Source organism: Curtobacterium sp. MCSS17_007 (genome assembly GCF_003234175.2).
Classification (GTDB): domain Bacteria; phylum Actinomycetota; class Actinomycetes; order Actinomycetales; family Microbacteriaceae; genus Curtobacterium.
Genome location: NZ_CP126257.1, coordinates 332,175 through 358,393, shown reverse-complemented (window position 1 = coordinate 358,393; position 26,219 = coordinate 332,175). Strand labels below are relative to the sequence as shown.

Here is a 26,219-nt window from a genome sequence, read left to right as displayed (position 1 = left end):
GTCGGGCGGGTCCGGCCGCTCCCGGACTGGGATCGGGGTGTCAGGCGGCGGACCTACCATTGGACGGTCATGACCGTCACGTCAGCCGCCACGCAGCCCGGGGACACGGCACCCGACCCCGCCCCCACCTCCGCGCGCTCCACCACCGTCGCGACGGTCCTGGTCATCGCGATCCCGCTCGCCGTGGCGTGCGCCGTGCTCGGCATGACCGTGACCGGCGCGTTCACGGCGTCGCAGCAGCTCGTGTCGGCCGGTGACCTGGTCGAGTACGGCCTGCCCGTCGCCCGGGTCGTGCACGACACCACGGCCGCGCTGACGATCGGCCTGCTCATCGTCGCGGCGTTCGCGCTGCCGGCGAAGAAGCAGGACCACGGCGCCATGTCGAGCGTCCAGCACCGGGCCGCGCGGTGGGCTGCCGCGGCGGGCTCCGTCTGGTTCCTGGCCGCCGTCGTCGGCATCGTGCTGACGGGCGCGAACACGCTCGGTGTGCCGCTCACCAGCCCGGTGTTCGCCCGGAACTTCCTGCTGTTCGCGTTCCAGGTCGAGATCGGGCAGGCGCTCGTCGTCTCCGCCGCCGCGATCCTGGTCGCCACGCTCGTCGCGGCCTTCGCCACCCGGGCCACCACGCTCGCGGTCGCGACCGTCGCCGGGCTCTTCGCACTGCTGCCGCTCGCCCTGTCCGGCCACGCCGCCGGAGCGCTCGAGCACGCGAACGCCGTCAACTCGCTCGCCGTGCACCTGGTCGCGGTGTGCGTCTGGGCCGGCGGGCTCGTCGCCGTGCTGCTCCTGCGCACCCGCACGAAGGGCGCCACCGGACGCGTCGTCGCCCGCTACTCGACGCTCGCAGGCTGGGCCTTCGCCGCGGTCGCGTTCTCCGGCATCGTCAACGCCTCGTTGCGCCTGACCGGTCCGGCCGACCTCGTCACGACGACGTACGGCTGGCTCATCACGGTCAAGGCGGTCATCCTCGTGCTGCTCGGGCTCGCCGGGGTCGCGCAGCGCCGGAAGCTCGTGCCCGGGCTCCTGCGCGCACCGCTCGACCGGAAGCTCTTCGTGCGGTTCGCCCTGGCCGAGATCGTCTTCATGGCCGTGGCCATCGGCGTCTCGGTCGCCGTGTCCCGCTCGCAGCCGCCGATCCCCCAGACGCCCGAGACCGGCCAGGACACCCGTTCCGGCCTGCTCGGCTACACGTACCCGCCGGCGCAGACCGTGCAGACCTACCTGACGCAGTGGCACATCGACTGGGTCTACCTCGCCGTCGCGGTCGTCGGTGCCGGCTGGTACCTGCTGTCGGTGCGCAAGCTCAAGCAGCGCGGCGACACCTGGCCGGTCGGCCGGACCATCGCCTGGGTGCTCGGCTGCGCGCTGTTCATCTGGACCACCTCGGCGGGCCCCGCGGTCTACGGCATGGTGCACTTCTCGTCGCACATGCTCCAGCACATGCTGCTCATGATGTTCGTGCCGCTGCCGCTCGTGCTCGGCGGCCCGGTGCTGCTCGCCCTGCGCACGCTGCCGGTGCGGAACGACGGCTCCCGCGGCGCCCGTGAGTGGCTCATGCTCTTCACGCACTCGCGGTACATGCAGTTCCTCGCGAAGCCCGCGGTCGCCGGTGTCATCTTCGCCGGGTCCCTCGTGGTGTTCTACTTCACGCCCGCGTTCCAGTACGCCATGCAGTCGCACGAGTGGCACGTCGTGATGGTCGTGCACTTCGTGTTCAGCGGCTACCTGTTCTTCTGGGTGTTCGTCGGCGTCGACCCGGGGCCGAAGCGTCCGCAGTACCCGATCCTCATCATCGCGCTGCTGGCCACCCTGGCCTTCCACGCCTTCTTCGGCGTCGCCGTGATGACGTCGCAGTCGGTGTTCGCCGCCGACTGGTTCCACGCCCTCGGGCAGACCGACGACCGGGCACTGCTCGACGACCAGCACATCGGCGGCGGCATCGCCTGGGGTGCGTCGGAGCTGCCGATGGTGTTCGTCGCGCTGCTCGTGGTGCGCAACTGGGTGCGGACCGACAAGCGCGACGCGAAGCGCCTCGACCGCAAGGCCGAGCGCGACGGCGACGCCGACCTCAAGGCGTACAACGAGCGGCTCGCCGCGATGAGCAAGCGCGACTGACGCCGGTCCCCCCGACATCGGGCCACGACCGGGCGCTGCGTCCGGTCAGTCGCCGTGGACGATGCAGACCGCGTCGAGCTCCATCGAGGCCTCGAGCGCCGCGGTGACCCCCGCCTCGCCCTCCGGCCCGAACGGCGTCACGGTGTCCACCCACCAGAGCGGCGTCCCGAGTGCCGGGGCGTCCGGCAGGACCCGCCGGACCTCGTCCAGTGACTCCACGCGCCGCACGCCGAGCACCGTGATCACCGGGCGCGACGCGTCACGGCACACCTGCAGCACCGGGCCGTCGTCCAGCGCACGGACACCCCACGTCTCGTCGTGCAGCAGCAGCGCCTCGGCGACGTCCCGGGTCTCCACCGGCCCGCGGCAGAGGAGCGTCACGTCACGCGGCACCCGGACCGCCCGTCGTCCGGCCGGAGCCGGCACGTGCGCTGCGGTCGTGGCCGTCCAGCGTGCCCTCGTCGTGCGCGGGATCGAGCGGAGCACCGCCGACGAGCTGCAGGAAGCGGTCCTCGTCGATGCGGTCGAGGAACGCCTCGAGCGCCTCCCACCCGTCGTCGAAGCGCACGACGAGCCCGCCCCTGCCGAACACCGAGGTCGTGGTCCGCGGCGGCGGCCACGCGCCGCTGCGGTCGAGGAGCTCCGTGGCCTCGGCACCGACCACCACCGCGAGTGGTTCCGGCTCGCTGTGCGACACCGCGCGCACCAGGTGGTCGGCGTCGCCACGGCGCTGCATGACCACGCCGAAGACCGGCTCGACCTGGTCCGCGACGCGCTGCACGGCATCGAGCAGCCGCGACGCGAGCGCCGGGTCGGCCCCGTCCTCCGGGATCGTCAGCACGGCGGACATCGTCTCCACGACGACGCCGTCGAGCAGGTGCGCGGTCATCGTCGCCGAGAACCCGTCGCCGACGGCGTACGAGGTCGAGACGCCCGGCGCCTCGTGCTTGGCGTACTGCGTGACGACCCATCGGTCCCACGGCAGCGTCAGCGGCTCGCTCGTGCCCCACTGCTCCGGGCGGGTGCCGACGGCGTCGCACAGGGCCTCGATCGCGGTGCCGATGTCGACCGCGCGGTCCGTGTGGTGCCGCAACGTCAGGTCGATGCTGATCTGCCGGACCGAGTCCGGCGCCACCGGGTGCCCCGGTGCCGGTGCGCCGACGAGCTCGGGCCCGCGGCGCACGAAGTCCTCGATGCCCGACGCCGCAACGCCGGTGCGACCGTCCCGCAGCGAGCCGTCGGCCTCGTCCACGGCCCACCCGGCCTGGTGTGCACCCAGCGCGTGCCGCAGGGCGGGGGTGAGCGCCGCCTCCCGGCCGGTGCGGAGCACGACCGTGCGCCCCGACTCGGATGCCCGACGCAGCAGTGAGGCGAGCGAGTCCGTCAGCCACACGACCGGCGAGGCGGAGCGGACCACTATGGCGGGGCCGACCACGTCGTCGATGAGGGGATGCCTGACCATCCGGTCCTCCTCCGGGTAGGGCGTCGGAACCCCCTGGACGGTACACACGGCGACGACACGTGTCCGTCAGCCAGGGGACCTCACAGGGGAGACACGGCGACCGCGTCGCACCGGCCTGGAGGCACGGATCGCCGCCGCCACGGACCGTGCGGCGCGCGTTCGGCTGGCGTCCAGCGGAGAATCCGCTAGGCTTGCCGCGTCCCGTCCGACGGGATGCGCGAGTGTAGTTCAATGGTAGAACTCCAGCTTCCCAAGCTGGTAGCGCGGGTTCGATTCCCGTCACTCGCTCCGATTCCTCATCACGCCCGGTCGCCGGTGCGCACCCGCTGTGCGCGGGCCACCGCATCGTCGCGTCACAGCAGCGTGGAGACCGGCCGCCAGAGCGCGATGCTCCGAGTCGCACGGGAAGGCTCGTGCCGGTGGATGTGCGTCCGCTCGTCGTCGACGGCCGCGTGACTGTCCCCGGCGCGCAATCCGCAGAGCGCGGATCGTCGATCCCGTGCTCGGTCCGGCCGGTTCGTCTGGAGCGCGTCAACGCCCGGAACTGAGGGGTTCTACAGCTTTGTGTGCGCCGTCCATCCCCCCGAACGAGGGTCGAACCAGCCCGGTACGGACGCCTAGCTTCCGCTGCAACAGAACCTCCAACGGAAGGAACGCCATGCAACGACGCTCGGCAATGCGGTTCGCAGCGATGTCCGTCGCCGCCGGGACCGCACTGGGAGGCGCCCTCGTGGTCGCCAGCCCCGCGGCAGCGGCACCGGGGGACGCGGCAGCGGTCGGGATCAGTGCGGACGTCGCGGTACCCGACCTCGCCGGCCTCGTCGGGCTCACCGCCGACGTGTCCGCCGGAGCCGTCTCCGTCGCCGGTTCGGGCACGGACGCGTTCGACGGTGACGCCTCGACGCTCGTGCAGGCAGCGGTCGCCGACATCGGGGCGGACGTCGTCTCGACCTCCGCGAGCAGCGACGCCACCCGGTCGACCGCGTCCGCCGACATCGCCGGCGCCTCGATCGAGCTCCTCGGCCTCGACGTGCTCACCGCCGACGCCGCGACCGCCACCGCGACGTGCCCGGTCGGCGGCACCCCGACGAGCGACGCCCTGCTCACCGGGCTCACCGTGCTCGGCCAGACGGTGACGCTCGACGCGGACACGCCCACCGTCTCGAGCTCGACGGCACTCACCGGCGCCCTGGCCGGCGTCACCCTGACGGTCGACCTGGTCCGCACGACGACCACCACGGCCACGACCGCCGCCGCGACCTCGGTCCTCGCCACCGTCACGCTCGACGGCACCGTCGCCGGCGTCACCCTGGTCGACGACGCCGTCGCCACCGTGGTGCTGGCGCAGGCGAACTGCGAGACCCCGACCGCCGCCGCGGCGCCGGTCACGGTCACCGACATCACCCCGGGCACCGGCCCCACCACCGGCGGCCAGACCGTGACCATCACGGGCGACGGCTTCGGGGACGACACGACGGTCACGTTCGGGGGCGTCCCCGCCACCGGGGTCACCGTCGCGGACGACGGCACGTCGCTCACCGCGGTGACGCCCGCGGGGGCCGCCGGTGCGACCACCGCGGTCGTCACGAGCGGCGGATCGTCGGACAGCCTGCCCTACGTGTACGTCGCACCGACGGTCACCGCGCTCTCGCCCACCGAGGGCCCGACCGCCGGCGGCACGGCCGTGACCATCACCGGCACGGGCCTGCAGGCCGCCGACGAGGTCCGCTTCGGGGACACCCTCGCCGAGGTGCAGTCCGTGTCCGAGGACGGGACGACGATCGTCGTGACGTCACCGGCCGGCACCGGGCTCGTGGACGTCACGGTCGGGTTCCCGGGCGACACCACGCTCACCGCCCCGACGCAGTTCCGGTACGTGGCGCCGGCTGCCGCGGCGACCGTCACCGGGGTGACCCCCGCCTCCGGACCGACCGCTGGCGGTCAGACGGTCGTGATCAGCGGCACCGACCTGGCCGGCACCACCGAGGTCACCTTCGACGGCGCCCCCGCGACCATCGTCGGCGAGCCGACCGACACGTCCGTCACCGTCACCACGCCCGCAGGCACCGTCGGCACGGCGGACGTGGCCGTGACCGGTCCGGGCGGCACCACCGTGGCCGAGGACGCCTACGCCTACCTGCCCGTCCCCGCGGTCACCGGCGCCACCCCCGGTTCGGGCCCGACGACCGGCGGCACGACCGTGACCGTCGACGGTGACGGCTTCGTGCCGGGAGCGACCACCGTCACGATCTGCGGGGTCACCATCGACCCGGCCGACGTCACGGTCTCGGACGACGGCACCGCGCTGACGTTCACCACGCCGGCGTGCGACGAGGGCACGACGGCGATCACCGTCAGCACCCCGGGCGGCACGAGCGACGACCTGGCGTTCGAGTACGTCGTGGTCGGCGACGGCACCGCCGGTGGGACCGGTGGCACCACGGTCACCGTCGGTGACGGCAGCGGCACCGGGACGTCCGGCGCCCTCGCCTTCACCGGCTCGGACCCGCGCTCCGGCATCCTGACGGCGATCGTGCTGCTCGTGCTGGGCGCGGTGACGGCGGTCATCGGATCGCGGCGCCGTCGACAGGCCTGACCAGCGACCCGCGCCGGTCACCTGCTGCGAGGGCCGGGTCCGCACGAGACGTGCGGACCCGGCCCTCGTCGTCGTCGGCACCGGGCGGCACGCTCCGGTTCCCGAACGTGGGGCTTGCCCGACGGCGCGCAGCCGTCTTGACTCGGACCGGGAGCACCGCGCTCCGTGCAACAAGGAGAAAGCAGATGCGCTCACTCGTCTACACCAGCACGCAGACCCGTCCGATCACGGACTCGGAGCTCGCGCAGATCCTCGCCGTCGGCCGCGAGAAGAACACGCGACTCGGCGTGACCGGGATGCTCGCGCACAAGGGCGACAACTGCATCGGGATCCTCGAGGGCGAGGACGACGTCGTGCACGCCCGGTTCGAGCAGGTCCGGGCCGACCCCCGGCACACGAACGTCCGGGTCCTGCTCGACGAGACGATCCAGCAGCGGTCCTTCCCCGACTGGTCGATGGCGTTCCAGTCCCTCGACCCCCTCATGCAGGAGGTCCCGGGGTTCAGCGACCTCTTCGCGCCGGGCCGTCCCACCGACCCCAGCGGCGCGGCATCCCGCGCGAAGGGGCTGCTCGAGTGGTTCCGCAAGCACCCGCTCGCACCCCTCACGTCGCAGCAGACCATCGCCGACGAGGCGCCGAAGACCCGCGCGATCAACGGGGCCATCGCCGTCATCCACGACGGCGGCGTGTCCCGGTTCTCCGTCGAGGCGGTCGCCGAGCGCTGCGGGATGACGACCGCGCAGATCACCGAGCTCTTCCCGAGCCGGCACGCACTGCTGGCGGCGACCGTGATGCGCTGGACCCGTGCCGTCTCGATACCGTTGCAGCCGCTCGCCGCCGAGAAGGGCACGGTCGCGTACCTGCACGCCCTGCTCGCGGCGCACGCCGAGGAGCCGGCGCTCATGCGGCTGGTCGCGTCGAGCCTCACCGTCGCGACCGACCCCTCCGCCGACGGCGCCGACTACTACCGGTCCGCGTACCGGGAGTTCCGCGAGGTGGTCCGCCACGCGCTCGCCGAGGACGTCCGGACCGGCCGGGAGCCCGCGACCATGGACCCGGTGCGCGGGTCGCAGCAGCTGCTCGCGCTCTACGACGGGCTCCGCCTGCAGGCGCTCCTCACCGACGACACCGACGTGGTCGACGCCTTCGACCGGGCGGCGACCCGGATGCGGCGCGGCTGGTCCGAGCAGTACGAGCAGCCCACCTACTGGGACATCCCGGTCGCGGGCACCCGGTAGCGGAGAGCGCCGCTCCGGCCGCCGCGTGGCAGCAGGAGCGCCGGGAGACGGTGCCGGTCGGCTGACCGGGCCGGGCCACTACGCTGCCGGGATGGACGACACCCGGCTCGACGGACACCTGGTCATCGGCGGCGGGGTCGTCGGGGCCGCGACGGCGCACGCGCTGACCGCACGCGGCGAGCGTGTCCTGCTCGTCGAGCAGCACGGGCGCGGGCACCACGAGGGCTCGTCGCACGGCGCGACCCGCATCTTCCGGCAGGGCTACACGGACCCGGAGTACGTCGCGCTGACGACCCGGGCACTGGCGCTCTGGGAGGCACTCGAGGCGACGTCCGGCACGACGCTGCTCGACCGGACGGGCGCCGTCGACCACGGCCGCCCCGAGGTCGTCGACGCGATCGCCGCAGCGCTGTCCGACGCGGGCATCGCCCACGAGACACTCACCCCGCAGGACGCCGCGGCCCGCTGGCCCGGCATCGCCTTCGAGGGCCACGTCCTGACGCACGCGACGGCCGGACGCATCCGCTCCGCCGCCGCGATCGAGCTCTTCCTCACCCTGGCCGAGCGGACGGGCCTCGCCGAGCTCCGGTTCGACACGCGGGTCGTCGGCATCGAGGACCACGGCGACGACCTCACCGTCGTGCTCGGCGACGACACCGCGGTCCGCGCGCGGAGCGTCGTGGCCGCCGTGGGGTCCTGGGCGCCCACGCTGGTGGGTGGGGTGCTCGCGGAACGCGGGGCGCGCCTCCCGGCCGTCCGTGTCACGCAGGAGCAACCCGCGCACTTCCCCAGCCGCCTGCCGGACCAGGCGTGGCCGTCGTTCGTGCACTGGGCCGACGGCGACGACGTGTACGGACTCCTCACGCCCGGCGAGGGGGTCAAGGTCGGCTTCCACGGTACCGGGCCGGTCGTCGACCCGGACGCCCGCGACCACCTGCCGGTGGCAGCCGAGGCCGAGCGGCTGCAGGCGTACGTGGCTCGGTACGTGCCGGGCGTCGACGCGACCCGTCCGACCTTCATCAGCTGCCTCTACGACACCACCCCCGACGAGGACTTCGTCGTCGACCGCCGTGGCCCGCTCACGGTCGCGACCGGGTTCTCCGGGCACGGGTTCAAGTTCGCGCCGCTCCTCGGCGAACTCGTCGCCGACCTGGCGACGGGCGGGGATCCGCACCCGCGCTTCGCCCTCTGACGTCGGGGTCCGCGCGCCCACCCCGCTACGGTGGAGCGGTGCGCGTCGTCATCGCTCCCGACTCCCTGAAGGGCACCGCGTCAGCGGCCGACACCGCCGCGGCGGTCCGCGCGGGGTGGCTCGACGAACGACCGGACGACGACGTCGTCACCGTGCCGATGGCCGACGGGGGCGAGGGCACCATCGACGCCTTCGCAGCGGCGGTACCGGGCAGCGAACGCGTGCCCGTGACGGTGACCGGACCGGCCGGTACGCCGGTCGACACCCACTGGCTCCGGCTGCCGGACGGTCGTGCGGTCGTCGAGCTCGCGGCGACGAGCGGGCTGCCGCTGCTCGGCGGTGACCTGCTCCCGGGGACGGCGACCAGCCGGGGGTTCGGCGAGGCGATCGCAGCGGCGCTCGACGCCGGCGCGACCGGGCTCGTTCTGGGCATCGGCGGCAGCGCGTCGACGGACGGCGGGCGCCCGGTGCTCGAGGCGCTCGGACTGGTCGTGCGTGACGAGGGGATCGATCGCGGCGCGCTCCGAGCCGTGCCGGCGGGCGGCGTCGTCGTGCTGACCGACGTCACGGCACCACTGCTCGGGCCCGAGGGCGCGGTCGCCGTGTTCGGACCGCAGAAGGGCGTGGGACCCGAGGAGGCACCGGCCCTGGAGGAACGGCTCGCCGACTGGGCACGGCGCTTCCCCGGTGTCGACCCCGCGACACCCGGTGCCGGCGCTGCGGGCGGCGTCGGGTTCGGGCTGCTCGCGTGGGGCGCGACGCTCGCACCGGGAGCCCGGGCGGTCGCGGACGTGCTCGAGCTGCCCACGCTGCTCGAGGGCGCGGACGTCGTGGTCACGGGCGAGGGCCGCTACGACGAGCAGAGCGCCGCGGGGAAGGTGCCGACGGCGGTGCGCGCACTCGCCGCGGAGCACGCCCCGGGTGCGCGGGTGCTCCTGGTCGCGGGCGAGGTCGAGGCACCGCTCGACGACTTCGACGCCGCGGCCTCCCTCGTGGTGCTCGCGACGCAGACCACCGGCGAGCCGGACGACGCCCTCCGCGACCCGCTGCGCTTCGCGACGATCGCGGGGCAGCGGCTGGCGCGGCTCGTCGGCTGACGACGGCGCCGGCGCTCGCCGCGGTCGCGCCGCCCGTCCTGCCCGATCCACGCGGTCCCCGAGCGACCTCCGAGCGCCGCTGCGGTACTCCGATGGCATGCGATCGACGCCCAAGAGCCGAGTGACCACCACCACCGTGGCCGGTGCTGCCGCCGTGCTCGTGCTCGCGCTGACGGGGTGCAGCGCCGGCGGCAGCACCCGCGTGGACGCCATGGCCACCGCCGACCGGTTCCTCCGCGACGTCCGACACGGGGACGGTCGCGCCGCGTGTGCCCTGCTCGTGCCGGACGCGCGGACGGACGTCGAGGACCGGACCGGGAGCCCGTGCGCCGAGGGCGTGACGACCCTCGACCTCCCGACTCCCGAGGACGGCCGCACGCAGGTGTACGGACGGGCTGCGATCGTCGAGTCCGACCACCACGCGGTGTTCCTCGCGCGCTCCGGGGACTCCTGGCTCGTGCGGGCGGCAGGGTGCCGGTCCGTGCCCGACGCGCCCTACGAGTGCACGGTGGACGGGAGCTGAGATGCGGAAGGTGTACATCGCGTACGTGGTCGTGATCGCCGTCGGCCTCGCCTGTTCCCTGACCGTCGGGCTGCTGGGACGGTGACGCGCGTGCGTTCCTTCGTCCGCGAGAACTCCCTGAGCCTGTTCTTCGGGGCGCTCTTCCTGCTCGCTCTCGTCGGGCAGTCGTTCGCCGGGTGGGCCGCGTTCAACGACGAGCAGGCCGCCGACGGGCTCCTGCCGATCGGCTGGCCGGAGTACGTCACGTCGTCGTCGTTCTCGACGGACGTGGCGGAGAACTGGCAGTCGGAGTACCTGCAGTTCCTGCTCTACATCTGGGCGACCGTCTGGTTCGTGCAACGCGGGTCCCCGGAGTCGAAGGAGCCGTCGCAGATCGGCCGCGAGTCCGACCGCGACCAGGAGGTGGGCACCGCCGCCCGGCCCGACTCCCCGCGGTGGGCCGCCGTCAGCGGGCTGCGCCAGGCGCTCTTCTCGCACTCGCTCCTCGTCGTGATGGGGTCGGTGTTCGTGCTGTCCTGGCTCGCACAGTCCGTCGCGGGGACGGTCGCCTTCGACGAGCAGCAGCTCGCGTCACTGGAGCCGCCGGTCACCTGGACCGGCTACGTGACCAGCGCCGACTTCTGGAACCGGACACTGCAGAACTGGCAGTCCGAGTTCCTGGCCGTCGGGAGCATGGTCGTGCTCTCGGTGTACCTGCGGGAGCGCGGCTCGCCCGAGTCGAAGCCGGTCGGTGCACGCGACGACGACACCGGTGCCGAGGGGTAACGCCGCGACGCCGCGGCACGCGTGCCGACGCGCCCGCGCGGCGCCACGAGGGGGACCCCATCGCAACCTCCCTGTCCCGGGAGCGCGGGACCACACTGGTGTGCGGGTCGCACCCGACCCGAGAAGCACCCCCACGAGGAGACCAATGCGCACCGTCAACGCGTACGCGGCACCGTCGGCCACCGAGCCGCTCGTCAAGACCACCATCACCCGCCGTGACCTCGGCCCGAACGACGTCGAGATCGACATCGCCTACGCCGGCATCTGCCACTCGGACATCCACACCGTCCGCGGCGAGTGGGGCCAGATCCAGTACCCGCAGGTCGTCGGCCACGAGATCGTCGGGCACGTCTCCGCCGTCGGCAGCGACGTCACGAAGCACCGGGTCGGCGACCGTGTCGGCGTCGGATGCATGGTGAACTCCTGCGGCGAGTGCGAGCAGTGCCGTGCCGGCCAGGAGCAGTACTGCCTGGAGGGCAACACCCAGACCTACGCGAGCAAGGACCCCGCGGACGGCTCGATCACCCAGGGCGGCTACTCCGAGGCCGTCGTGGTGAACGAGGACTTCGTCCTCTGCGTCCCCGAGTCGCTCGACATCGAGAAGGTCGCACCGCTGCTGTGCGCCGGCATCACCCTGTACTCGCCACTGCACCACTGGGGTGCCGGCCCGGGCAAGAAGGTCGCGATCGTCGGCCTCGGCGGTCTCGGTCACATGGGCGTCAAGATCGCCGCGGCGCTCGGCGCCGAGGTGACGGTCCTGTCGCAGACCACCGCCAAGGAGCAGGACTCGCTGCGCTTCGGCGCGGTCGCCCACCACGCGACGAAGGACCCGGAGACGTTCGAGCGCCTGCGCGGCTCGTTCGACCTCATCATCAACACGGTCTCGGCGAAGATCCCGCTGTCGTCGTACCTCGGCCTGCTCAAGGTCGACGGCGCGCTCGTCAACGTCGGCGCCCCCTCGGAGCCGCTCGAGGTCCCGGTGTTCTCGCTCATCGGCGCCCGTCGCACCTTCGCCGGGTCGAACATCGGTGGCATCGCCGAGACCCAGGAGATGCTCGACTTCTGCGCCGAGCACGGCATCCTGCCGGAGACCGAGCTCATCAGCGCCGACCGCATCAACGAGGCCTACGAGCGCGTGCTCGCCTCGGACGTCCGGTACCGCTTCGTCATCGACGCGGCCACCCTGGCCTGACGGGCCGGTACGCCGCAGGCCAGCGGCTCCGGTCACCCGAGTGGAGCGGGTAACCACCCACGTGACGGGAGGCGCGGTGCCAGCAGGTGCCACGCCTCCCGTCCGTCGTCCTGTGCGATCCACGCGAGCCTTGTCCGCAGAACGCGAGCGAACGGTCCGCGTCACGCGGTACGCCGCCACTGTCCCCGGAGCGCGAGAGGCTTGAACGATGGACAACACGACGAACGAGGGAATCCGCTCCCTGGTGTCGGTGTCCGGCAACGACACCGACAAGGCGATCGCCGACCTGGCCGGGATGTACGCCGGCAAGGCCTGGCACTCCGCCCGCGTCGACGACGACTTCTGGTACCGCTACGTCGCGATCGGCGACGAGCGCATGAGCATCCGTCGATCCCAGATGCACGGCAACCTCCGCGGCGACGTCGCCGTGGAGGGCGAGGTCGTCGTCCAGTGGATCGACGCCGGATCGGCGACCGTCGACACCGGGCGCAACGCCGTCCGCATGGAGCACGGCGTGCCGGTGCTCTTCCCCATCGAGCAGCGGTTCGACATGGACTACCGCGACTGGGACCAGCGGCTCGTGCACCTCGACCGTGAGCTCGTGCTCGACGTCGCCGCCGAGCGGTACCTGGTCGACGGCACGCTCGCGTTCGACCGGTTCACGCCGCCCACCCCCGCCTCCGTGGAGCGCTGGCGCGCCTCGGTCGCGTCGTCGGTGCGCGCGCTGCGGGACGAGGGCGCGTCGTCGCTGGCGTGGCACGAGTCGCAGCGCGACGTCGTGCGCGCCCTGCTCGACATGTACCGCTTCCACGGTGAACCGGCACCGACAGCATGGGGCGAGCACCGCAACGCCCGGATGCGTGCTGCCGTCGAGACCATCCACGCCCGTGCCCACGAACCACTGACGGTGTCCGACATCGCCCGTGCCGCCGACCTGAGCGTGCGGGGCCTGCAGGAGTCGTTCCAGCGGACGCTCGACCGGACGCCGATGCAGTACCTGCGCGAGGTCCGGCTGCGGCGCGCGCACGACGACCTGCTCCGCGCCGAACCCGGATCGGCGTCCGTCGCCGAGGTGGCGGCCCGCTGGGGCTTCACCCACATGGGCCGGTTCTCCGGGGAGTACCTGCGCCGGTTCGGCGAGTACCCGAAGCAGACGCTGCGTCGCTGACGCCGAGCGGCCCCGTCAGCCCACCTCGTCACCGGAGGGCAGGGCGCCGCACCAGTCCACCGACGACGCCTGCACACTCGCCTCGAGCGCGCCGGACGTCGCGTCGACGATGCTGACCAGGTCGCTCGACGCCGACGCGGTCGCGACGGCGAGGAACTGGCTGTTCGGTGACGGGCAGACCGCGGTGACGCTCGCGTCCTCCGGCACCTGCACGGGCAGCCGGGAGGCGCGACTCCCCTCCACCCGCACGATCCGCTGGGCGAGGGTGCCGTCCGCCCGCACGTCGCCCACCACCCGCACGTAGGTGTCGTCGCCGAGCTGGGCGATCCGACCGAGGTAGGGCGCGTCGGTGCTGCCGTCGGGCGCCGCGATGGCGGTCCGGTCGCCGTCGGTCAGGTCGAGGCGGACGATGCCCGTGCCGGTCTCGACCACGGCCGTGGTGCCGGTGCCGACGAACCCGTGCAGGTACGTGGCGCTGCCGAGCCGGACCGGGTCGTTCCGTCCGCTCATGTCGACGAGCACCAGGTCGTCCGAACCGGTCCGTACCAGGGCGCTCTCGGTGCGGGGCACGTACGCCCACTGCGCGACGGTCATCGGGACGGCGCCCGTGGCGGGCTTCCCGTCCGCGGCGATCGCGGTCGGCAGGTGCGTGCCGGTCATGTCCACGACGTAGAGCCCGACGTTGCGCGACTGCCCGGTCGACGTGTCGGCGTACTCGAACCCGAACGACGCGCCGTCGTCGGCGACGTGCAGGGCGGTCACGCGTCCGTCGGCCGTGGGGAGCGTCAGTCGTTCGACGGGCGTGGTGTCGTCCTGCACGCCGCCGGCGAGCGGGACGATCTCGACGGTCGAGCTCCCGTCCCGACCGCGCACGACGACGAGCGAGCGTCCGAGCCGGGCGTACTCCGTGATGCCCGTCGCCTCGTAGACGGTGGTGGCCCCACCGGCGTCGAGGGACCGGCGCACGATCCGGTCCTTCCCGCCCGAGGGACCCGGCACGAGCGCGAGGACGTCGGTGCTCCCCGTCGTGATCGTCGTGCGGAGCTCCGAGGTGGCGGGCTGCCCGGGCGCGCGGACCCCGGCCACCGCGATCTCGTACGAGCGGTCGTAGTCGAGCGGCCCGGCGAACTCGACGGCGATCGTGTTGCCGCTCGACGTGACGGTGTGCGGTGCCGACGGCGTGACGGTGACCGCGTCGGCCGACACGCGCTGCAGGGCCTGGTTCGCGGTGAGGATGACGCGCTGTGCCGGCCGCGTGACGAGCCCGGTCGGGTCGTAGGTCACGTCGCGCAGACGGGGCCCCTGCTGGGCGCCCACGACGGCGGCGACAGCGCCGACCAGGACGAACACGGTGAGCGATGCGACGAGCCGTCGGCGGTACCGGTCACGCGGGCGGCGGCGGAGCGGGCCGGTGTGCTGCGGATCAGTACTCATACGGATCCGTCGGCTGGTCGATGTCACGGACGGTGGCGGCGCGGATGACGATCCGGGCGTCGGCGGACTGGTCCGGGTTCGCGGCGAGCTTGCCCGTGACACGGACCCACTGGTCGGCGTCGGGGACGGGACCGTCGACGACCACGCCGAGGCCGACGGGCTGCGCGTCGACGGCGCAGCAGCTGATCACGAAGCGCGTGAGGGTGAAGGAGCCCTCGGCGCCGGGCACGACGAAGCCGGACAGCTCGACGGGCTTGCCGACGAGCGCCGTGGTGTCCGTGGTCTGCCGGACGAGCGCCGCCCAGTCCTTCACGCCGTACTGCGAGGTGTCGACGCCCTCGCTGCCGAGCAGCGCGACGTCCTGGGTGCCGGTGGCGTTCGACAGCGTCGGGGTGTCGACGCTCCGCTGCTGGGCGGTGCGGGCGGACAGGGTCGTCGGCGGGAGCACGAGCATGGCCACCGTGACGCCCACGGTCGCCGCCGCTGCGATGCCACCGAGCACGAGACGCGTGACCCGGGCGGCCCGGGGCGTCCGGCGTCGGACGGACCGCGCGGCGTCGGACCCCTGCTCGTAGGCGGTCTCGTCGTCGTGCGCGTGCCCGTCGTGCGCGTGGCCGTGCCCGCGCGCCACCGCCACGAGCCCCGCGACCGAGGCCGGCACCGCGATCGCGGCCAGGACGATCGTGAACAGGTCGTACCGCGGGTTGATGTACAGGTCGAGGTGCCCGACGATCGCGAGCCACAGCGTGCAGAGCGCCACCGCGAGCACCGACCCGAGCCCGAGGTACGCGGGAGCCTTCTCAGACGAGGACATTCATCACCAACCCGACCGCTGCCGTGAACAGGACGCAGACGACGGCGAGCAGCACCAGGAAGCGCGCGCGGAACGTCGTCCGGAGCAGGGCGATCATCTTGACGTCGATGATCGGCCCGATGAGCAGGAACGCCGTGATCGACCCCGGCAGGAACGTCGAGGCGAAGGACAGCGCGAAGAAGGCGTCGACGTTCGAGCACAGCGACACCGTCATCGCCAGGAGCATCATCGCTGCCACGGACAGCACGGGGTTCGCGCCGATCGCGACGAGCGTCGACCGGGGCACCGCGACCTGGATCGCCGCAGCGAGCCCGGCACCGACGAACAGCGCGGGCATCATCGTCGCGGTCTCCCCACCGAACTGCGACGCGCTCTCGCGCCAGCGGTTCCGCGACGGCGGTGCTCCGACCGCGGCACGGCAGCGGGCCTCGAAGGCGGGGAGCAGGAGCTCGGCGGGCCGACGGTGCGCGGCGACGATCCAGCCGACCAGGTTCGCGAGGACGAAGCCGCCGACGATCCGGACGACGAGGATCCACCCGGACCACCCGAAGGCCTGCGCGGTGCTGATGATGACGAGCGGGTTGAGGATGGGCGCGGCGACCAGGAACGTGACGGCCTCGGCCGGGGTGAACCCGCGCATCATGAGGCCGCGGGCGAGCGGCACGTTCCCGCACTCGCACACCGGGAAGAGCATGCCGATGAGCGAGATCACGGCACGGCGGGGCACCGCGCGCTCCGGCAGGATCCGCTCGAGCACGCCGGCCGGCACCCAGACCTCGACGACGATGGACAGCACGATGCCGAGCACGACGAACGGCAGCGACTCGACCACGACGCTGATCGCCAGTGTGAGGAAGTCCTGGACGACGTCGGGCAGCCCGGCCGTGCCGACGCTCGGCGACACCACGCGCACGCCGAGCAGCACCACGACGGCGCCGAGCACCAGGCCGGGGCCGGTGAGCGTGCGGGTGGGGGCGGGGCGAGTGGGAGCGCTCGTCACCGGGACAGGATAGGCGAGGAGCGTGCACGCTCCCTCCGAGCCGCGCGGAGACGGGTGTCAGTCCGCGGGCAGCCCGGCCAGGTGGCGGTCGAGCAGGTCGATCGCCCACTCGCCGGACTCCCCCGCGTCGAGCCGCGCCACGTGCATCGCCAGGCCGTCGACGAGCGCGTGCAGCCGGCAGGCCTCGTCCGCGCGGCGGTCCTCGGGGACGCCGACCAGCGCGACGATCCGGTCGCACCACGTCCGCATCTCGGCGACGACCCGGTCGAGTGCCGGCCGCAGGTCCGCATCGGTGAGCGCGGCGGTGCCGAGCGCCAGGTACACGTCGAGCTCGACCACCCGCTCGTCGTCGAGGGGCAGCAGTTCGAGCAGGATCCGGCGTGCGGTCTCCGCGTCGGGGAGTCCGGCGGGGATCGCGTCGATGCGCTCCCGTGTCCGGTCGAACACGAGGGTGATGGTCTGCTCGCGCATCGCCGCCTGGGTCGGGAAGACGTACCGCACGGTGCTCGGCGGCAGCCCGGCCTCGGATGCGACGCCCCGGACGCTCAGGGCGCCGAGGCCGTCGCGGGCGAGCACGCGGCAGGCGGCGTCGGACACGTCGAGGCGGCGCTGCTCGAGGTCCTCACGGGTGGTCACCCCGCCATACTCGCACGGTCGTACGACTCGTGCTAGCGTCGGGCATCGGGAGTCGCACAGTCGTGCGACTTGCGGGACGACGAAGGGAGACCGCATGGCGTGGGTCGTGCTCGTCCTGTCCGGGGTGCTCGAAGCGGTGTGGGCCACCGCACTGAGCGCGTCGAACGGGTTCAGGAAGGTGGTGCCGACGATCGTGTTCGTCACCGGCATGGTGCTCAGCATGGTGGGGCTCGCGTTCGCGATGAAGGCGATCCCCGTCGGCACCGCGTACGCCGTCTGGGTCGGCATCGGGGCGTCGCTGACGGTCGTCGTCGCGATCCTCCGTCGGCAGGAGGCCGCATCCCTCGCCCGCGTCGCCCTCGTGCTCGGCCTCGTCGCCTGCGTGGTCGGCCTCAAGGTGGTGAGCTGAGGTGGCCTGGTTCGTGCTGTTCATCAGCGCAGCGCTCGAGACCGTCTGGGCCACGGCACTCGGCGCGAGCGACGGCTTCACCGTCCCCGGTCCGACCGCGCTCTTCGCCGTCACCATCGTCGTGAGCCTGGTGGCGTTCGGGTACGTGCTCAAGCACATCCCGATCAGCACGGCCTACGCGGTGTGGACGGGCACCGGCGCCGCCCTCACCGTCCTGTGGGGCATGGCGACCGGCGCCGAGCCCGTCACCTTCCTGCGCCTGCTGTTCATCGCCGGGATCGTCGGCTGCGTGGTCGGCTTGAAGCTGGCGCCCGCACGCCCCGTGCCGGCGCGCGGCACGGATGCGGAACCGATGCGGGAAGGCGACAGCACTCGGGCATGACGACCCGGAGCACTGTCGCTGCAGCGCACCACTCGCGTCGGGCAGACGGGACCGGCTGACGGCCTGGAGGCGCGGTGCCAGCCGGCACCGCGCCTCCAGACCGTCAGGGGGTCACGCGATCAGACGGACGCGCCCGTCCACTCGTCCTCGGCCGCGACGTGGTCGCTGCCCGCGGTCCCCGCGGCGAGTGCAGCAGCCACGCGGTCGGCGTGCGACGGCGGGTCGGACGGCACGTGCGCCGGACGGTCCGCCTCGTTGATCTTCCGGAGCTCGGGGACGATGTCCTCGGCCAGGATGTCGATCTGCTCGAGCACCGTCTTGAGGGGCAGCCCCGCGTGGTCGATGAGGAACATCTGACGCTGGTAGTGCCCGACGTGGTCCTTCATCGTTGCGTAGCGGTCGATCACCTGCTGCGGCGAGCCGACGGTGAGCGGGGTCTGGGCGGTGAAGTCCTCCATCGAGGGGCCGTGGCCGTAGACCGGGGCGTTGTCGAAGTAGGGGCGGAACTCGCTCCACGCGTCCTGCGAGTTCTTCCGGGCGAAGAACTGCCCGCCGAGGCCGACGATCGCCTGGTCGGCCGTGCCGTGCCCGTAGTGCTCGAAGCGCTGGCGGTAGAGGCCGACCATCTGCTCGGTGTGCTGGATCGGCCAGAAGATGTTGTTGTGCAGGAAGCCGTCGCCGTAGTACGCGGCCTGCTCGGCGATCTCGGGCGTGCGGATCGACCCGTGCCAGACGAACGGCGCGACACCGTCGAGGGGGCGCGGGGTCGAGGTGAAGCCCTGCAGCGGCGTGCGGAACTTGCCCTGCCAGTTCACGACGTCGTTCTCCCACAGCTGGCGGATGAGCGCGTAGTTCTCGATCGCCAGGTTCACGCCCTGGCGGATGTCCTGGCCGAACCACGGGTAGACCGGGCCGGTGTTGCCGCGCCCCATCATGAGGTCCATGCGGCCGTCGCTGACGACCTGGAGCATCGCGTACTCCTCGGCGATGCGCACCGGGTCGTTCGTGGTGACGAGGGTCGTGCTCGTCGACAGGGTGATGTGCTTCGTCCGACCGGCGAGGTAGCCGAGCATCGTCGTCGGGCTCGAGGCGACGAACGGCGGGTTGTGGTGCTCGCCGGTGGCGAAGACGTCGAGGCCGGCCTGGTCCGCGTGCTCGGCGATCGTGAGGATGTCCCGGACGCGCTGGGTGTCGTCCGGCGTGGTCCCGGTCGTGGGGTCCGTCGTGACGTCGCTGACGGTGAAGATCCCGAACTGCATGGTGCCCGCCTCCTGGTGCTGGCTGCTCAGTTCGATGCGTTTGCATCGACTTGGTGGGTACAACGTAGCGCAGCCCGGGGCATTCCCGCCAGTGCCGTCCCCGCAGTCCGCGCTCGATCAGCGACGTCGATGGAGCAGTTGCTGTCGGGTTGGTCCGCGCGACCCGACAGCCGCTGCTCCACCGACGACCGGGCAGCGTTGGACGAGGCAGCGCCCGGGCGGTGGGACCCCGGCGCTCAGCGGCGCGGCGGCAGGGTGCGTGCGTCCGTCTGCGCGGCGTGGTGGAGCCCGTCGGCGAGCCAGACGACGGTCACGACCGCCAGCACGCTCACGCTCGAGGCCATCCGGCCGGCGACCAGGACGGCGTCGTGCAGGTCGGCGACCCCGGAGAGGCCCGCCACGACGGCGACCACACCGACCAGGAAGGTGACGCCCGTCGCGAGCAGGAGCAGCGCCGTCACCAGGCGACGGGGGCCCCGCCGCCCGTCCCGGTCACCGCGCTCACCACGGTCGACCCGCGGGCCGACAGCGCGGACGAGCCCGAGCCAGAACAGGGCGATCGCGCAGGCACCGACGATGTCGCTCACCCGGTGCCACCCGTACACGACGGTCTGGTTCGCCACGAACACCGCGTACCCCGCCCCGAGGACCGTGACGACGGAACGCCACCGCCGCGGCGTCACGAGCAGCACCGCGAACAGTGCCGCCAGCGCGATCGTGGCGTGCCCCGACGGGAACGAGTTGGGCGTCTCTGACTGGGCGATCTCCGGGCGCTCGGCGATACGCTTGACGAGCGTCGAGGTGGCTGCCGACGCGAGCACCACGACGCCCGCTCCCAGCCCCACCGCGAGCCGGCGCCGGGCGAACGCGACGGCGGCGATCACGACCACCAGCAACAGGATGACCGGCACCGAGATGACGTTCAGTGCAGTGTCCGATCCGAACAGGTCGGACTCCCGGACCCCGCCGAGTGCGGCGTCCTCGACCCGCTGCCCGATCGGCGTCAGCACGGCGGCGGCGTAGACGAGAGGCACGATCACGAACCCCAGAGCTGCCAGCAGCGCCCACCGCAACCGTCGTGAGACCAACGGTCCGCGCGACTCGGGCGCGATGCGTTCGGGCGTGCGGGTCACCGGCGTGGTCCTCCTCGGCGTGACGATCATCGGTCTCCTCGTCCGGTTCCTGCCGCGGGTGCGATTCGGACGGTCGGGGTCGGACACGATACCGTTGGTCCGCCGGTCCGCGCCTGTGAGCCAGGGGTCAGCCACCTCCGGATCCGACGGCCGCACCGCCCGCACGTCGCGGGCGGACGCACCGGCTCCCTTCGCCGGCGCGTCCGGTGCGACCACCCTGTACCAGGAGGAGACCGAAGTGGCCATCAAGGAACCGAGCATCACGGCCTCGCCGAACCGGGCCCTCGCCCTGACGGCCGGATCGCTCCTGGCACTCTGGGGCTTCCTCGGCTTCTTCTTCGCCGCCGACGGCGACCCCGGCTTCTTCAGCCGTGAGGGCGGCATGCTCTGGAACGCCTTCGGCGTGAACCCGGCGCTCTGCCTGCTCTGGGTGCTGCTCGCGGTCGTGCTCCTCATCACCGGGCTCGGCACCACCATCGGCTCGCGCAACGGCAACCGTCTCGTCGGCGTCGTGCTCGTCGTCATGGCGGTCTACGGCTTCGCACTCGGCGGCACCCCGGCCAACGTGTTCGCCCTGACCTTCGCGGACAACCTGTTCCACGCGATCGTCGGCGTCGTCCTGCTCCTCACCGCGTTCGGTGCGGACCGCGAGAACGTCCGCGCGATCCGGGCGGCCGCTCGCGCCTGACGCTCGACCCGACCTCCACGACGCCCCGTCCACCGCTCGGTGGGCGGGGCGTCGTCGTCGTTGCTCGGGCGGGCTCACCGAGCGTGCAGGAAACGCCGCCGGTCGTCCGGCGAGCGAGCGCGACTCGTCGGCACCGTCAACCGAGCGTGACGGATCTGACCCGCTCGGCGGCGCGTTCTCGGGCAGCCGACGGGCGCCGGGCGGCCGCCCGAGGCCGGTCAGGCGCCGTCGGCGGGGTCGGCTGCCTCGAGCTCGGTCGCGACGACCCGCGGGGCCTCGGACATGAAGCGCCGCACGTCCAGGTCGACGATGATGTCCTGCGGCCGCAGCGGACGCGTCAGGTAGAGCCCCTCGAGCGACGTCAGCCGCGAGAGCGCGACGTACGTCTGCCCGGCGCTGAACACCCGGTTGCCGAGGTCGACCACCGCGCGGTCGTACGTCGACCCCTGCGACTTGTGGATCGTCACCGCCCAGGCCAACCGCAGCGGGAACTGCTGGAACTCCCCCACGGTGTCCTTCTTGAGCTCCTTCTTGTCCGGGTCGTAGGAGTACTTGAACTTCTCCCACACGGACGGCTGGACCTCGAAGGACTCCCCGTCGACGTCGACCCAGACCGTGTCCCGGATGGTCGTCACCACGCCGAGCGTGCCGTTCACCCACCGCTGGTCGGGATCGTTCCGGAGGAACATCACGTGCGCGCCGGGCTTCAGCTCGAGCGCTTCGTCCGCCGGGAAGTTCCGACCACCGAAGTCGCCGTTCACGTCCGCCCGCGCGGTCTTCACCTTGCCCGGGAGCCGTTCGAGCGCCGCCTTGTTGATCCGCGCGACGGTGTCGTTCCGGGTCGCCAGGGTGATCGCGTCGTCCGGTGCGGGCCGGGCCCCTGCCGTGTTCAGCTGCCCGGCGATGTCCGCGGTGACACGGCCGTGCCGCACGGCGGTGAGCATCGCGGCGAACGCGTCGTCGCGCTGCCGGTGCACCGTGGCGAGCTCGACGATGTGCAGCTCGGCCTCGAGCCACACCTTCGCGTCGAAGAACCACATCGAGCGGTAGTGGTCGGTGAAGTAGGCGCGCTCGTCCCCGTCGCCCGGCACCGGTGGCAGCTGGTACGGGTCGCCGAACATGACGACCTGGACGCCGCCGAACGCCTCGAAGTGCCGCCCGCGGGCCTTGCGGAGCGAGCGGTCCATCGCGTCGAGCAGGTCGGCGTTGACCATCGAGACCTCGTCGATGACCAGGGTGTCGATCGTGTTGAGCAGCTTGCGGGTCTCCGGGCCCTGCCGGAGCTCGGCGTCGGCGATGAGGCCGATCGGCAGCCGGAAGAGCGAGTGGATCGTCTGTCCGCCGACGTTCAGCGCGGCCACACCGGTCGGGGCGCAGATGACGACCTGCTTCTCGGTGTTCCACGACAGGTGGTTCAGGAGCGTCGACTTGCCGGTGCCGGCCCGACCGGTGATGAAGACGTGGTCGCGGGTGTGCTCGATGTACTCGAACACCGCCCGCTGTTCGGCGCTGAGCTCGACGCTCACCGCGCGGCCGTCCCCGTCGCTCCGGCCGCGGCTGCCCGCTCGGGCCCGACCGGACCACGACCGGACACGGCGGCGTCCGCTCGCGCGCTCCGGAGCCGCACCAGGGACACCGCCACGACGGTCACGACGAGCAGCACCCCCGCGACGACGAGGACGCCACCGGCCCGGGCCTGGTCGTCGAGCGGCGTCGGACCCCACTCGCGGCCCATCGCCCCGAACCAGGACGCCTGCAGCAGCCCGAGCGGCCCCTGCATGGCAATGCCCAGCGACACCGTGCCCACGGCGACCACCAGCGCGCCGACGACCCGCACGAGCGCGGCGCCCGCACTCGCGGACCGGGCCCCCGCCGCCACCGGCGTCAGGAGCGTGGGCACGGCGAGCATCCCGACGAGCAGCAGCGCCACGTCCACCAGGGTCCGACCGGACGGATCACTCACCGACCAGCGGAGGACCTGCGTGGCGTAGAGCCCCCACCAGACCGCGGCGAGGAGGACGAAGGACGGGAACGGCTGCACCAGGTACCGCGTGACACCGTTGTCCACGAGCAGCCCGGTCCACTCCCGCACGCCCGTGGAGTCATCCGTCCGTGGGTGCACGGCGGCCCGGACGAGACGGACGGGTGCCGCGGCCCACACCAGCGCGGGCACGACGAGACCGAGCAGGACGTGCGCGCCGACGTTGGCGGAGAGCAGGAAGCGGTCGTACGTGTGCAGCGCCCCCGAGGTCGCCACGACCAGGGAGACGAGGGCGATCGCGGCCGCGACGGTGCGGCGGACCGGCCAGTGCTCACCGCGACGACGGAGTCGGACGACCCCGGCGGCGTACGCTGCGGCGGCGAGGACGGCGGCCATCAGCCAGAACAGGTCGACGTTCCACGCGGTCAGCCATCCCCATGCGCCCGGGTCGGCAGGCAGGGGGTCGTCGGTCAGGAGCTCGGCGGGGGTCGGGTTCGTCGTCTTGCTGAGGGCGACCTCGCCGACGGGGGGCGCGGTGCGCCCGAGCGCTGCGGCGAACCCGCTCGCGACGCCCATGACGGCGAGCTCGACGAGCACGAGGGTCCAGAAGGGCCGCCGTCGCTCCGGCGCCTCGGCCAGCGACCGGATGGTGCGGCGACGCTGCAGGGCGCCCAGCGCCCCGATGCCGACGAGCGCGGCGACCTTCACGAGCACGAGCACGCCGTACGGGCTGGCGAGGTTCGAGGCGGACCCCACGCGGATGACCGCCGACGCGGTGCCGGACACCGCGACGAGCACGAAGCACCCGAGCGCGATGCTCGAGTACCGCGCGACGACGAGCGGCAACCGGTCGCCCGCCAGGACGTTCCGGAGCAGGACGACGAGCAGCAGCCCACCCACCCACAGCGCGGCGCCGACGAGGTGCAGCCCGAGCGCGGTGACGGCGGAGTCGTGGCTGGCCGTGCCCGCGGCGTGCCCCTGCTGCGCGAGCGGGACGAGGCCGATCATCGCGACGCCGGCCGTCAGGGCGACCATGCCCCGCCCGCGGACGGCGAAGCAGAGCACCGTCACCGCGGCGGCGAGGAGCACCGAGACGAGCCACGCGGTCCCGAGGTCGGTGCCGGTGAGGAAGACCCCCATCGACTGGCCGAACTGCTCGTCGAGGCTGACCGCCGACCCGGCGACGCTGAGGAACGTGCAGAACGTGGTGACCGCGGCCGCGACGGTCCAGACACCGGCGGCGCCCGCGGCGACGTCGATCGCGCGGTTCCACTCGGGGCGGCTGCGGGACAGCCCGACGACGGTGAGCGCCAGGCCCCCGATGGTGGCGGCCGCCGACAGGTCGACGACGAGCCGTGCGATCGGCAGGCCGAACCGCACGACGGCACCCGGGTCCGCGATGAGCGCACGCTCCGCCCCGCCGCCGATCACGAGGGCGACGAGGAGGGAGACGAACCCGACGAGCAGCAGCACGGCGGGGCCGGCGATGCGCGCGATCCGGTCCACCCGACAAGCCTAGGCGCTGCCCGCGGCGGCAGGGCACGCGGGTGGGGTGCCTGTGGGCGGCGAGCCGCGCCTCCCGGCTGTGCAGGACGACCCGACCCGCGGAGCCGACGGCGACGACGACGGCGGCGACGACGCCCGGGAACGACGGAAGGGACGGCAGGAGCCGTCCCTTCCGGTGGTGCTGAGCGGTCCTACTTGACGGCAGCCTTGAGCTTCGAGCCGGCGCTGACCTTGACCGAGTCGCTCGCGGCGATCTCGATGGCGTCACCCGTCTGCGGGTTGCGGCCGGTGCGCGCGGCGCGGTGGGTCTTCTCGAAGGCGATCCAGCCCGGGATCGTGACCTTGGTGCCCTCGGCGACCGACGACGAGACGACGCTGAACAGCGCGTCGACGACGCCGTTGACGGTGGCCTGGCTCTGGCCGGACTCCTGCGCGACGGCAGCGACGAGCTCGGTGCGGTTCAGTGACTTGTCAGCCATGGATGTCCTCCTCGGACTTCTTGCAGTGTCGGTGGGACGTCCGGGACGCCCGCCCGCCCGGAGCGGGGTGCCCTGGACGTGGTGGCCCCACGGACGAGCACGCCCGGCGGAACCGTCAGCGAACCTACCAGCCGGACGGGGTGTCGAGGACCGACTCGCCCGGATTTCCGGGGTTGTGGAGGGTCCAGAGGGGCCGGAGTGACCCGTGTGACGAGCGTGTACCCCGCACGAGCCGGGAAACGACGGACGCCCCGTCCCTCGGCAGGGAACGGGGCGTCCGGTGGTGCTGGTGCCTACCAGGAGCTCTTCGTGATGCCCGGCAGCTCGCCACGGTGGGCCATGTCGCGGAAGCGGACACGGCTGATGCCGTACTCACCGAGGTGGCCACGGGGGCGACCGTCGATGGCGTCGCGGTTGCGGTAGCGGACCGGCGACGCGTCGCGCGGCAGCTTCTGCAGGCCGACGCGGGCGGCCTCACGCGACTCGTCGGTGCCGTTCGGGTCCACGAGGGCCTTCTTCAGCTCGAGGCGACGCTCGGCGTAGCGCGCGATGACCTCGGCGCGCTGGTTGTTCTTCGCGATCTTGCTCTTCTTCGCCATGCTTAGCGCTCCTCACGGAAGTCGACGTGCTTGCGGATCACCGGGTCGTACTTCTTGAGCACGAGGCGGTCCGGGTTGTTGCGACGGTTCTTCTTGGTCACGTAGGTGAACCCGGTGCCCGCCGTGGAGCGGAGCTTGATGATCGGACGGACGTCCTGACCCTTCTTGGCCATCAGATCTTCTCCCCACGGGCGAGGAGATCCTTGACGACGGACTCGATGCCGCGTGCGTCGATCACCTTGATGCCCTTAGCGCTGAGCGTGAGCGTGACGTTACGACGAAGCGAGGGCACGTAGTACGTCTTCTTCTGCACGTTCGGGTCGAAGCGGCGCTTCGTCCGGCGGTGCGAGTGCGAGATGTTGTGTCCGAAGCCGGGGGTGGCTCCGGTCACCTGGCACACTGCTGCCATGGTTTCCTCCTGAGGTACCGTGCGACCGGACGGCCGCACCCAAGGTCACTTGCCTGGCACGCACGCGCTGTGCCACCGGGGTGACCGAGCGAGGGGGTTGTGCGCGCCGCCCAGGCCCGCTGACCCTGTCGAAGGACCGTCG

At 72.7% G+C, this 26,219-nt stretch carries 26 protein-coding genes and 1 tRNA gene; 13 read left to right on the top strand and 14 right to left on the bottom strand.

What is annotated here, in order from left to right:
- Positions 1–69: 69 nt before the first annotated feature.
- On the top strand, positions 70–2,115 hold the full coding sequence (locus DEJ22_RS01820; protein ID WP_111226835.1) for a bifunctional copper resistance protein CopD/cytochrome c oxidase assembly protein: 2,046 nt from the start codon (positions 70–72) through the stop codon (positions 2,113–2,115).
- Positions 2,116–2,160: 45 nt separating this feature from the next.
- Here the strand turns inward: DEJ22_RS01820 and DEJ22_RS01815 are convergent, their stop codons facing one another.
- Positions 2,161–2,496, bottom strand: a complete 336-nt coding sequence (locus tag DEJ22_RS01815; protein WP_146241734.1) for a hypothetical protein — start codon at positions 2,494–2,496, stop codon at positions 2,161–2,163.
- A 1-nt stretch (position 2,497) separates the two neighbouring features.
- Complete coding sequence (locus DEJ22_RS01810) at positions 2,498–3,577, bottom strand: DUF6177 family protein (protein ID WP_146241735.1); 1,080 nt, start codon at positions 3,575–3,577, stop codon at positions 2,498–2,500.
- 217 nt (positions 3,578–3,794) lie between these two features.
- On the opposite strand from DEJ22_RS01810, the gene DEJ22_RS01805 reads away from it, so the two are divergent.
- The 9 genes from DEJ22_RS01805 to DEJ22_RS01765 all read left to right on the top strand — a co-directional run bounded on the left by DEJ22_RS01805 (position 3,795) and on the right by DEJ22_RS01765 (position 13,348).
- Positions 3,795–3,865: transfer RNA gene (locus DEJ22_RS01805), tRNA-Gly, on the top strand.
- Between the two features lie 388 nt (positions 3,866–4,253).
- A complete protein-coding gene (locus DEJ22_RS01800; RefSeq protein ID WP_111226838.1) occupies positions 4,254–6,173 on the top strand; it encodes an IPT/TIG domain-containing protein in 1,920 nt (639 codons plus the stop codon).
- A gap of 185 nt (positions 6,174–6,358) precedes the next feature.
- Positions 6,359–7,411: a BLUF domain-containing protein gene (locus DEJ22_RS01795; RefSeq protein ID WP_111226839.1), complete on the top strand. Its 1,053-nt coding sequence runs from the start codon at positions 6,359–6,361 to the stop codon at positions 7,409–7,411.
- Between the two features lie 91 nt (positions 7,412–7,502).
- Entirely contained in the window at positions 7,503–8,603 is a 1,101-nt protein-coding gene (locus DEJ22_RS01790) for an FAD-dependent oxidoreductase (RefSeq protein WP_111226840.1), read from the top strand.
- A 38-nt stretch (positions 8,604–8,641) separates the two neighbouring features.
- Positions 8,642–9,700 (top strand): glycerate kinase, encoded by a 1,059-nt coding sequence (locus tag DEJ22_RS01785; RefSeq protein WP_111226841.1) that lies wholly within the window; start codon positions 8,642–8,644, stop codon positions 9,698–9,700.
- Between the two features lie 121 nt (positions 9,701–9,821).
- A complete protein-coding gene (locus tag DEJ22_RS01780; RefSeq protein WP_111226842.1) occupies positions 9,822–10,223 on the top strand; it encodes a hypothetical protein in 402 nt (133 codons plus the stop codon).
- A gap of 90 nt (positions 10,224–10,313) precedes the next feature.
- Positions 10,314–10,988 (top strand): DUF6766 family protein, encoded by a 675-nt coding sequence (locus DEJ22_RS01775; protein WP_111226964.1) that lies wholly within the window; start codon positions 10,314–10,316, stop codon positions 10,986–10,988.
- A 145-nt stretch (positions 10,989–11,133) separates the two neighbouring features.
- Complete coding sequence (locus DEJ22_RS01770) at positions 11,134–12,180, top strand: NAD(P)-dependent alcohol dehydrogenase (protein ID WP_111226843.1); 1,047 nt, start codon at positions 11,134–11,136, stop codon at positions 12,178–12,180.
- 208 nt (positions 12,181–12,388) lie between these two features.
- On the top strand, positions 12,389–13,348 hold the full coding sequence (locus DEJ22_RS01765; RefSeq protein ID WP_111226844.1) for a helix-turn-helix transcriptional regulator: 960 nt from the start codon (positions 12,389–12,391) through the stop codon (positions 13,346–13,348).
- Between the two features lie 15 nt (positions 13,349–13,363).
- Here the strand turns inward: DEJ22_RS01765 and DEJ22_RS01760 are convergent, their stop codons facing one another.
- Genes DEJ22_RS01760 through DEJ22_RS01745 form a run of 4 tightly spaced genes read right to left on the bottom strand, consistent with a single transcriptional unit; the run spans position 13,364 to position 17,232 of the window.
- Positions 13,364–14,782 carry a hypothetical protein gene (locus tag DEJ22_RS01760; RefSeq protein WP_111226845.1) on the bottom strand — a complete coding sequence of 473 codons (1,419 nt, stop codon included), beginning with the start codon at positions 14,780–14,782 and terminating at the stop codon, positions 13,364–13,366.
- Positions 14,772–15,596 (bottom strand): TIGR03943 family putative permease subunit, encoded by an 825-nt coding sequence (locus DEJ22_RS01755; RefSeq protein WP_111226846.1) that lies wholly within the window; start codon positions 15,594–15,596, stop codon positions 14,772–14,774. Before DEJ22_RS01755 ends, DEJ22_RS01760 begins: the two co-directional genes overlap by 11 nt.
- On the bottom strand, positions 15,583–16,596 hold the full coding sequence (locus DEJ22_RS01750; RefSeq protein ID WP_111226847.1) for a permease: 1,014 nt from the start codon (positions 16,594–16,596) through the stop codon (positions 15,583–15,585). Before DEJ22_RS01750 ends, DEJ22_RS01755 begins: the two co-directional genes overlap by 14 nt.
- 57 nt (positions 16,597–16,653) lie before the next feature.
- Positions 16,654–17,232 (bottom strand): TetR/AcrR family transcriptional regulator, encoded by a 579-nt coding sequence (locus tag DEJ22_RS01745; RefSeq protein ID WP_258379603.1) that lies wholly within the window; start codon positions 17,230–17,232, stop codon positions 16,654–16,656.
- A gap of 94 nt (positions 17,233–17,326) precedes the next feature.
- On the opposite strand from DEJ22_RS01745, the gene DEJ22_RS01740 reads away from it, so the two are divergent.
- On the top strand, positions 17,327–17,641 hold the full coding sequence (locus DEJ22_RS01740; RefSeq protein WP_111226849.1) for a DMT family transporter: 315 nt from the start codon (positions 17,327–17,329) through the stop codon (positions 17,639–17,641).
- Position 17,642: 1 nt separating this feature from the next.
- Positions 17,643–18,023: a DMT family transporter gene (locus DEJ22_RS01735; RefSeq protein ID WP_111226850.1), complete on the top strand. Its 381-nt coding sequence runs from the start codon at positions 17,643–17,645 to the stop codon at positions 18,021–18,023.
- Positions 18,024–18,142: 119 nt separating this feature from the next.
- Here the strand turns inward: DEJ22_RS01735 and DEJ22_RS01730 are convergent, their stop codons facing one another.
- The gene (locus tag DEJ22_RS01730; protein ID WP_111226851.1) at positions 18,143–19,282 is read right to left on the bottom strand and encodes a CE1758 family FMN-dependent luciferase-like monooxygenase; all 1,140 of its coding nucleotides are present in this window, start codon (positions 19,280–19,282) and stop codon (positions 18,143–18,145) included.
- Between the two features lie 236 nt (positions 19,283–19,518).
- Complete coding sequence (locus DEJ22_RS01725; RefSeq protein ID WP_181430740.1) at positions 19,519–20,415, bottom strand: phosphatase PAP2 family protein; 897 nt, start codon at positions 20,413–20,415, stop codon at positions 19,519–19,521.
- 238 nt (positions 20,416–20,653) lie between these two features.
- Between DEJ22_RS01725 and DEJ22_RS01720 the strand changes: the two genes are divergently transcribed.
- On the top strand, positions 20,654–21,103 hold the full coding sequence (locus tag DEJ22_RS01720) for a DUF4383 domain-containing protein (protein WP_181430742.1): 450 nt from the start codon (positions 20,654–20,656) through the stop codon (positions 21,101–21,103).
- A 218-nt stretch (positions 21,104–21,321) separates the two neighbouring features.
- Here DEJ22_RS01720 and DEJ22_RS01715 read toward each other — a convergent pair whose 3' ends face one another.
- The 6 genes from DEJ22_RS01715 to rpmB all read right to left on the bottom strand — a co-directional run bounded on the left by DEJ22_RS01715 (position 21,322) and on the right by rpmB (position 26,077).
- Positions 21,322–22,629, bottom strand: coding sequence for an ATP-dependent DNA helicase (locus DEJ22_RS01715; protein ID WP_111226854.1), 1,308 nt, complete (start codon positions 22,627–22,629; stop codon positions 21,322–21,324).
- Positions 22,626–24,590, bottom strand: coding sequence for a bifunctional copper resistance protein CopD/cytochrome c oxidase assembly protein (locus tag DEJ22_RS01710; protein WP_111226855.1), 1,965 nt, complete (start codon positions 24,588–24,590; stop codon positions 22,626–22,628). Before DEJ22_RS01710 ends, DEJ22_RS01715 begins: the two co-directional genes overlap by 4 nt.
- Before the next feature lie 191 nt (positions 24,591–24,781).
- On the bottom strand, positions 24,782–25,069 hold the full coding sequence (locus tag DEJ22_RS01705; RefSeq protein ID WP_111226856.1) for an HU family DNA-binding protein: 288 nt from the start codon (positions 25,067–25,069) through the stop codon (positions 24,782–24,784).
- 293 nt (positions 25,070–25,362) lie between these two features.
- Complete coding sequence (rpsN, locus tag DEJ22_RS01700; protein WP_022903745.1) at positions 25,363–25,668, bottom strand: 30S ribosomal protein S14; 306 nt, start codon at positions 25,666–25,668, stop codon at positions 25,363–25,365.
- 2 nt (positions 25,669–25,670) lie between these two features.
- Positions 25,671–25,841 carry a 50S ribosomal protein L33 gene (rpmG, locus tag DEJ22_RS01695; protein ID WP_022908193.1) on the bottom strand — a complete coding sequence of 57 codons (171 nt, stop codon included), beginning with the start codon at positions 25,839–25,841 and terminating at the stop codon, positions 25,671–25,673.
- Positions 25,841–26,077 carry a 50S ribosomal protein L28 gene (gene rpmB / locus DEJ22_RS01690; RefSeq protein ID WP_022903747.1) on the bottom strand — a complete coding sequence of 79 codons (237 nt, stop codon included), beginning with the start codon at positions 26,075–26,077 and terminating at the stop codon, positions 25,841–25,843. Before rpmB ends, rpmG begins: the two co-directional genes overlap by 1 nt.
- Between the last annotated feature and the right edge of the window lie 142 nt (positions 26,078–26,219).

Bases quoted from the DNA above. Each gene is read 5' to 3' on its own strand.
- DEJ22_RS01760 (WP_111226845.1), bottom strand. From the start codon at position 14,782: ATGAGTACTGATCCGCAGCACACCGGCCCGCTCCGCCGCCGCCCGCGT.
- DEJ22_RS01740 (WP_111226849.1), top strand. From the start codon at position 17,327: ATGGCGTGGGTCGTGCTCGTCCTGTCCGGGGTGCTCGAAGCGGTGTGG.
- DEJ22_RS01755 (WP_111226846.1), bottom strand. From the start codon at position 15,596: ATGTCCTCGTCTGAGAAGGCTCCCGCGTACCTCGGGCTCGGGTCGGTG.
- DEJ22_RS01795 (WP_111226839.1), top strand. From the start codon at position 6,359: ATGCGCTCACTCGTCTACACCAGCACGCAGACCCGTCCGATCACGGAC.
- rpmG (WP_022908193.1), bottom strand. From the start codon at position 25,841: ATGGCCAAGAAGGGTCAGGACGTCCGTCCGATCATCAAGCTCCGCTCC.
- DEJ22_RS01820 (WP_111226835.1), top strand. From the start codon at position 70: ATGACCGTCACGTCAGCCGCCACGCAGCCCGGGGACACGGCACCCGAC.
- rpsN (WP_022903745.1), bottom strand. From the start codon at position 25,668: ATGGCGAAGAAGAGCAAGATCGCGAAGAACAACCAGCGCGCCGAGGTC.
- rpmB (WP_022903747.1), bottom strand. From the start codon at position 26,077: ATGGCAGCAGTGTGCCAGGTGACCGGAGCCACCCCCGGCTTCGGACAC.
- DEJ22_RS01810 (WP_146241735.1), bottom strand. From the start codon at position 3,577: ATGGTCAGGCATCCCCTCATCGACGACGTGGTCGGCCCCGCCATAGTG.
- DEJ22_RS01800 (WP_111226838.1), top strand. From the start codon at position 4,254: ATGCGGTTCGCAGCGATGTCCGTCGCCGCCGGGACCGCACTGGGAGGC.
- DEJ22_RS01765 (WP_111226844.1), top strand. From the start codon at position 12,389: ATGGACAACACGACGAACGAGGGAATCCGCTCCCTGGTGTCGGTGTCC.
- DEJ22_RS01730 (WP_111226851.1), bottom strand. From the start codon at position 19,282: ATGCAGTTCGGGATCTTCACCGTCAGCGACGTCACGACGGACCCCACG.
- DEJ22_RS01705 (WP_111226856.1), bottom strand. From the start codon at position 25,069: ATGGCTGACAAGTCACTGAACCGCACCGAGCTCGTCGCTGCCGTCGCG.
- DEJ22_RS01790 (WP_111226840.1), top strand. From the start codon at position 7,503: ATGGACGACACCCGGCTCGACGGACACCTGGTCATCGGCGGCGGGGTC.
- DEJ22_RS01770 (WP_111226843.1), top strand. From the start codon at position 11,134: ATGCGCACCGTCAACGCGTACGCGGCACCGTCGGCCACCGAGCCGCTC.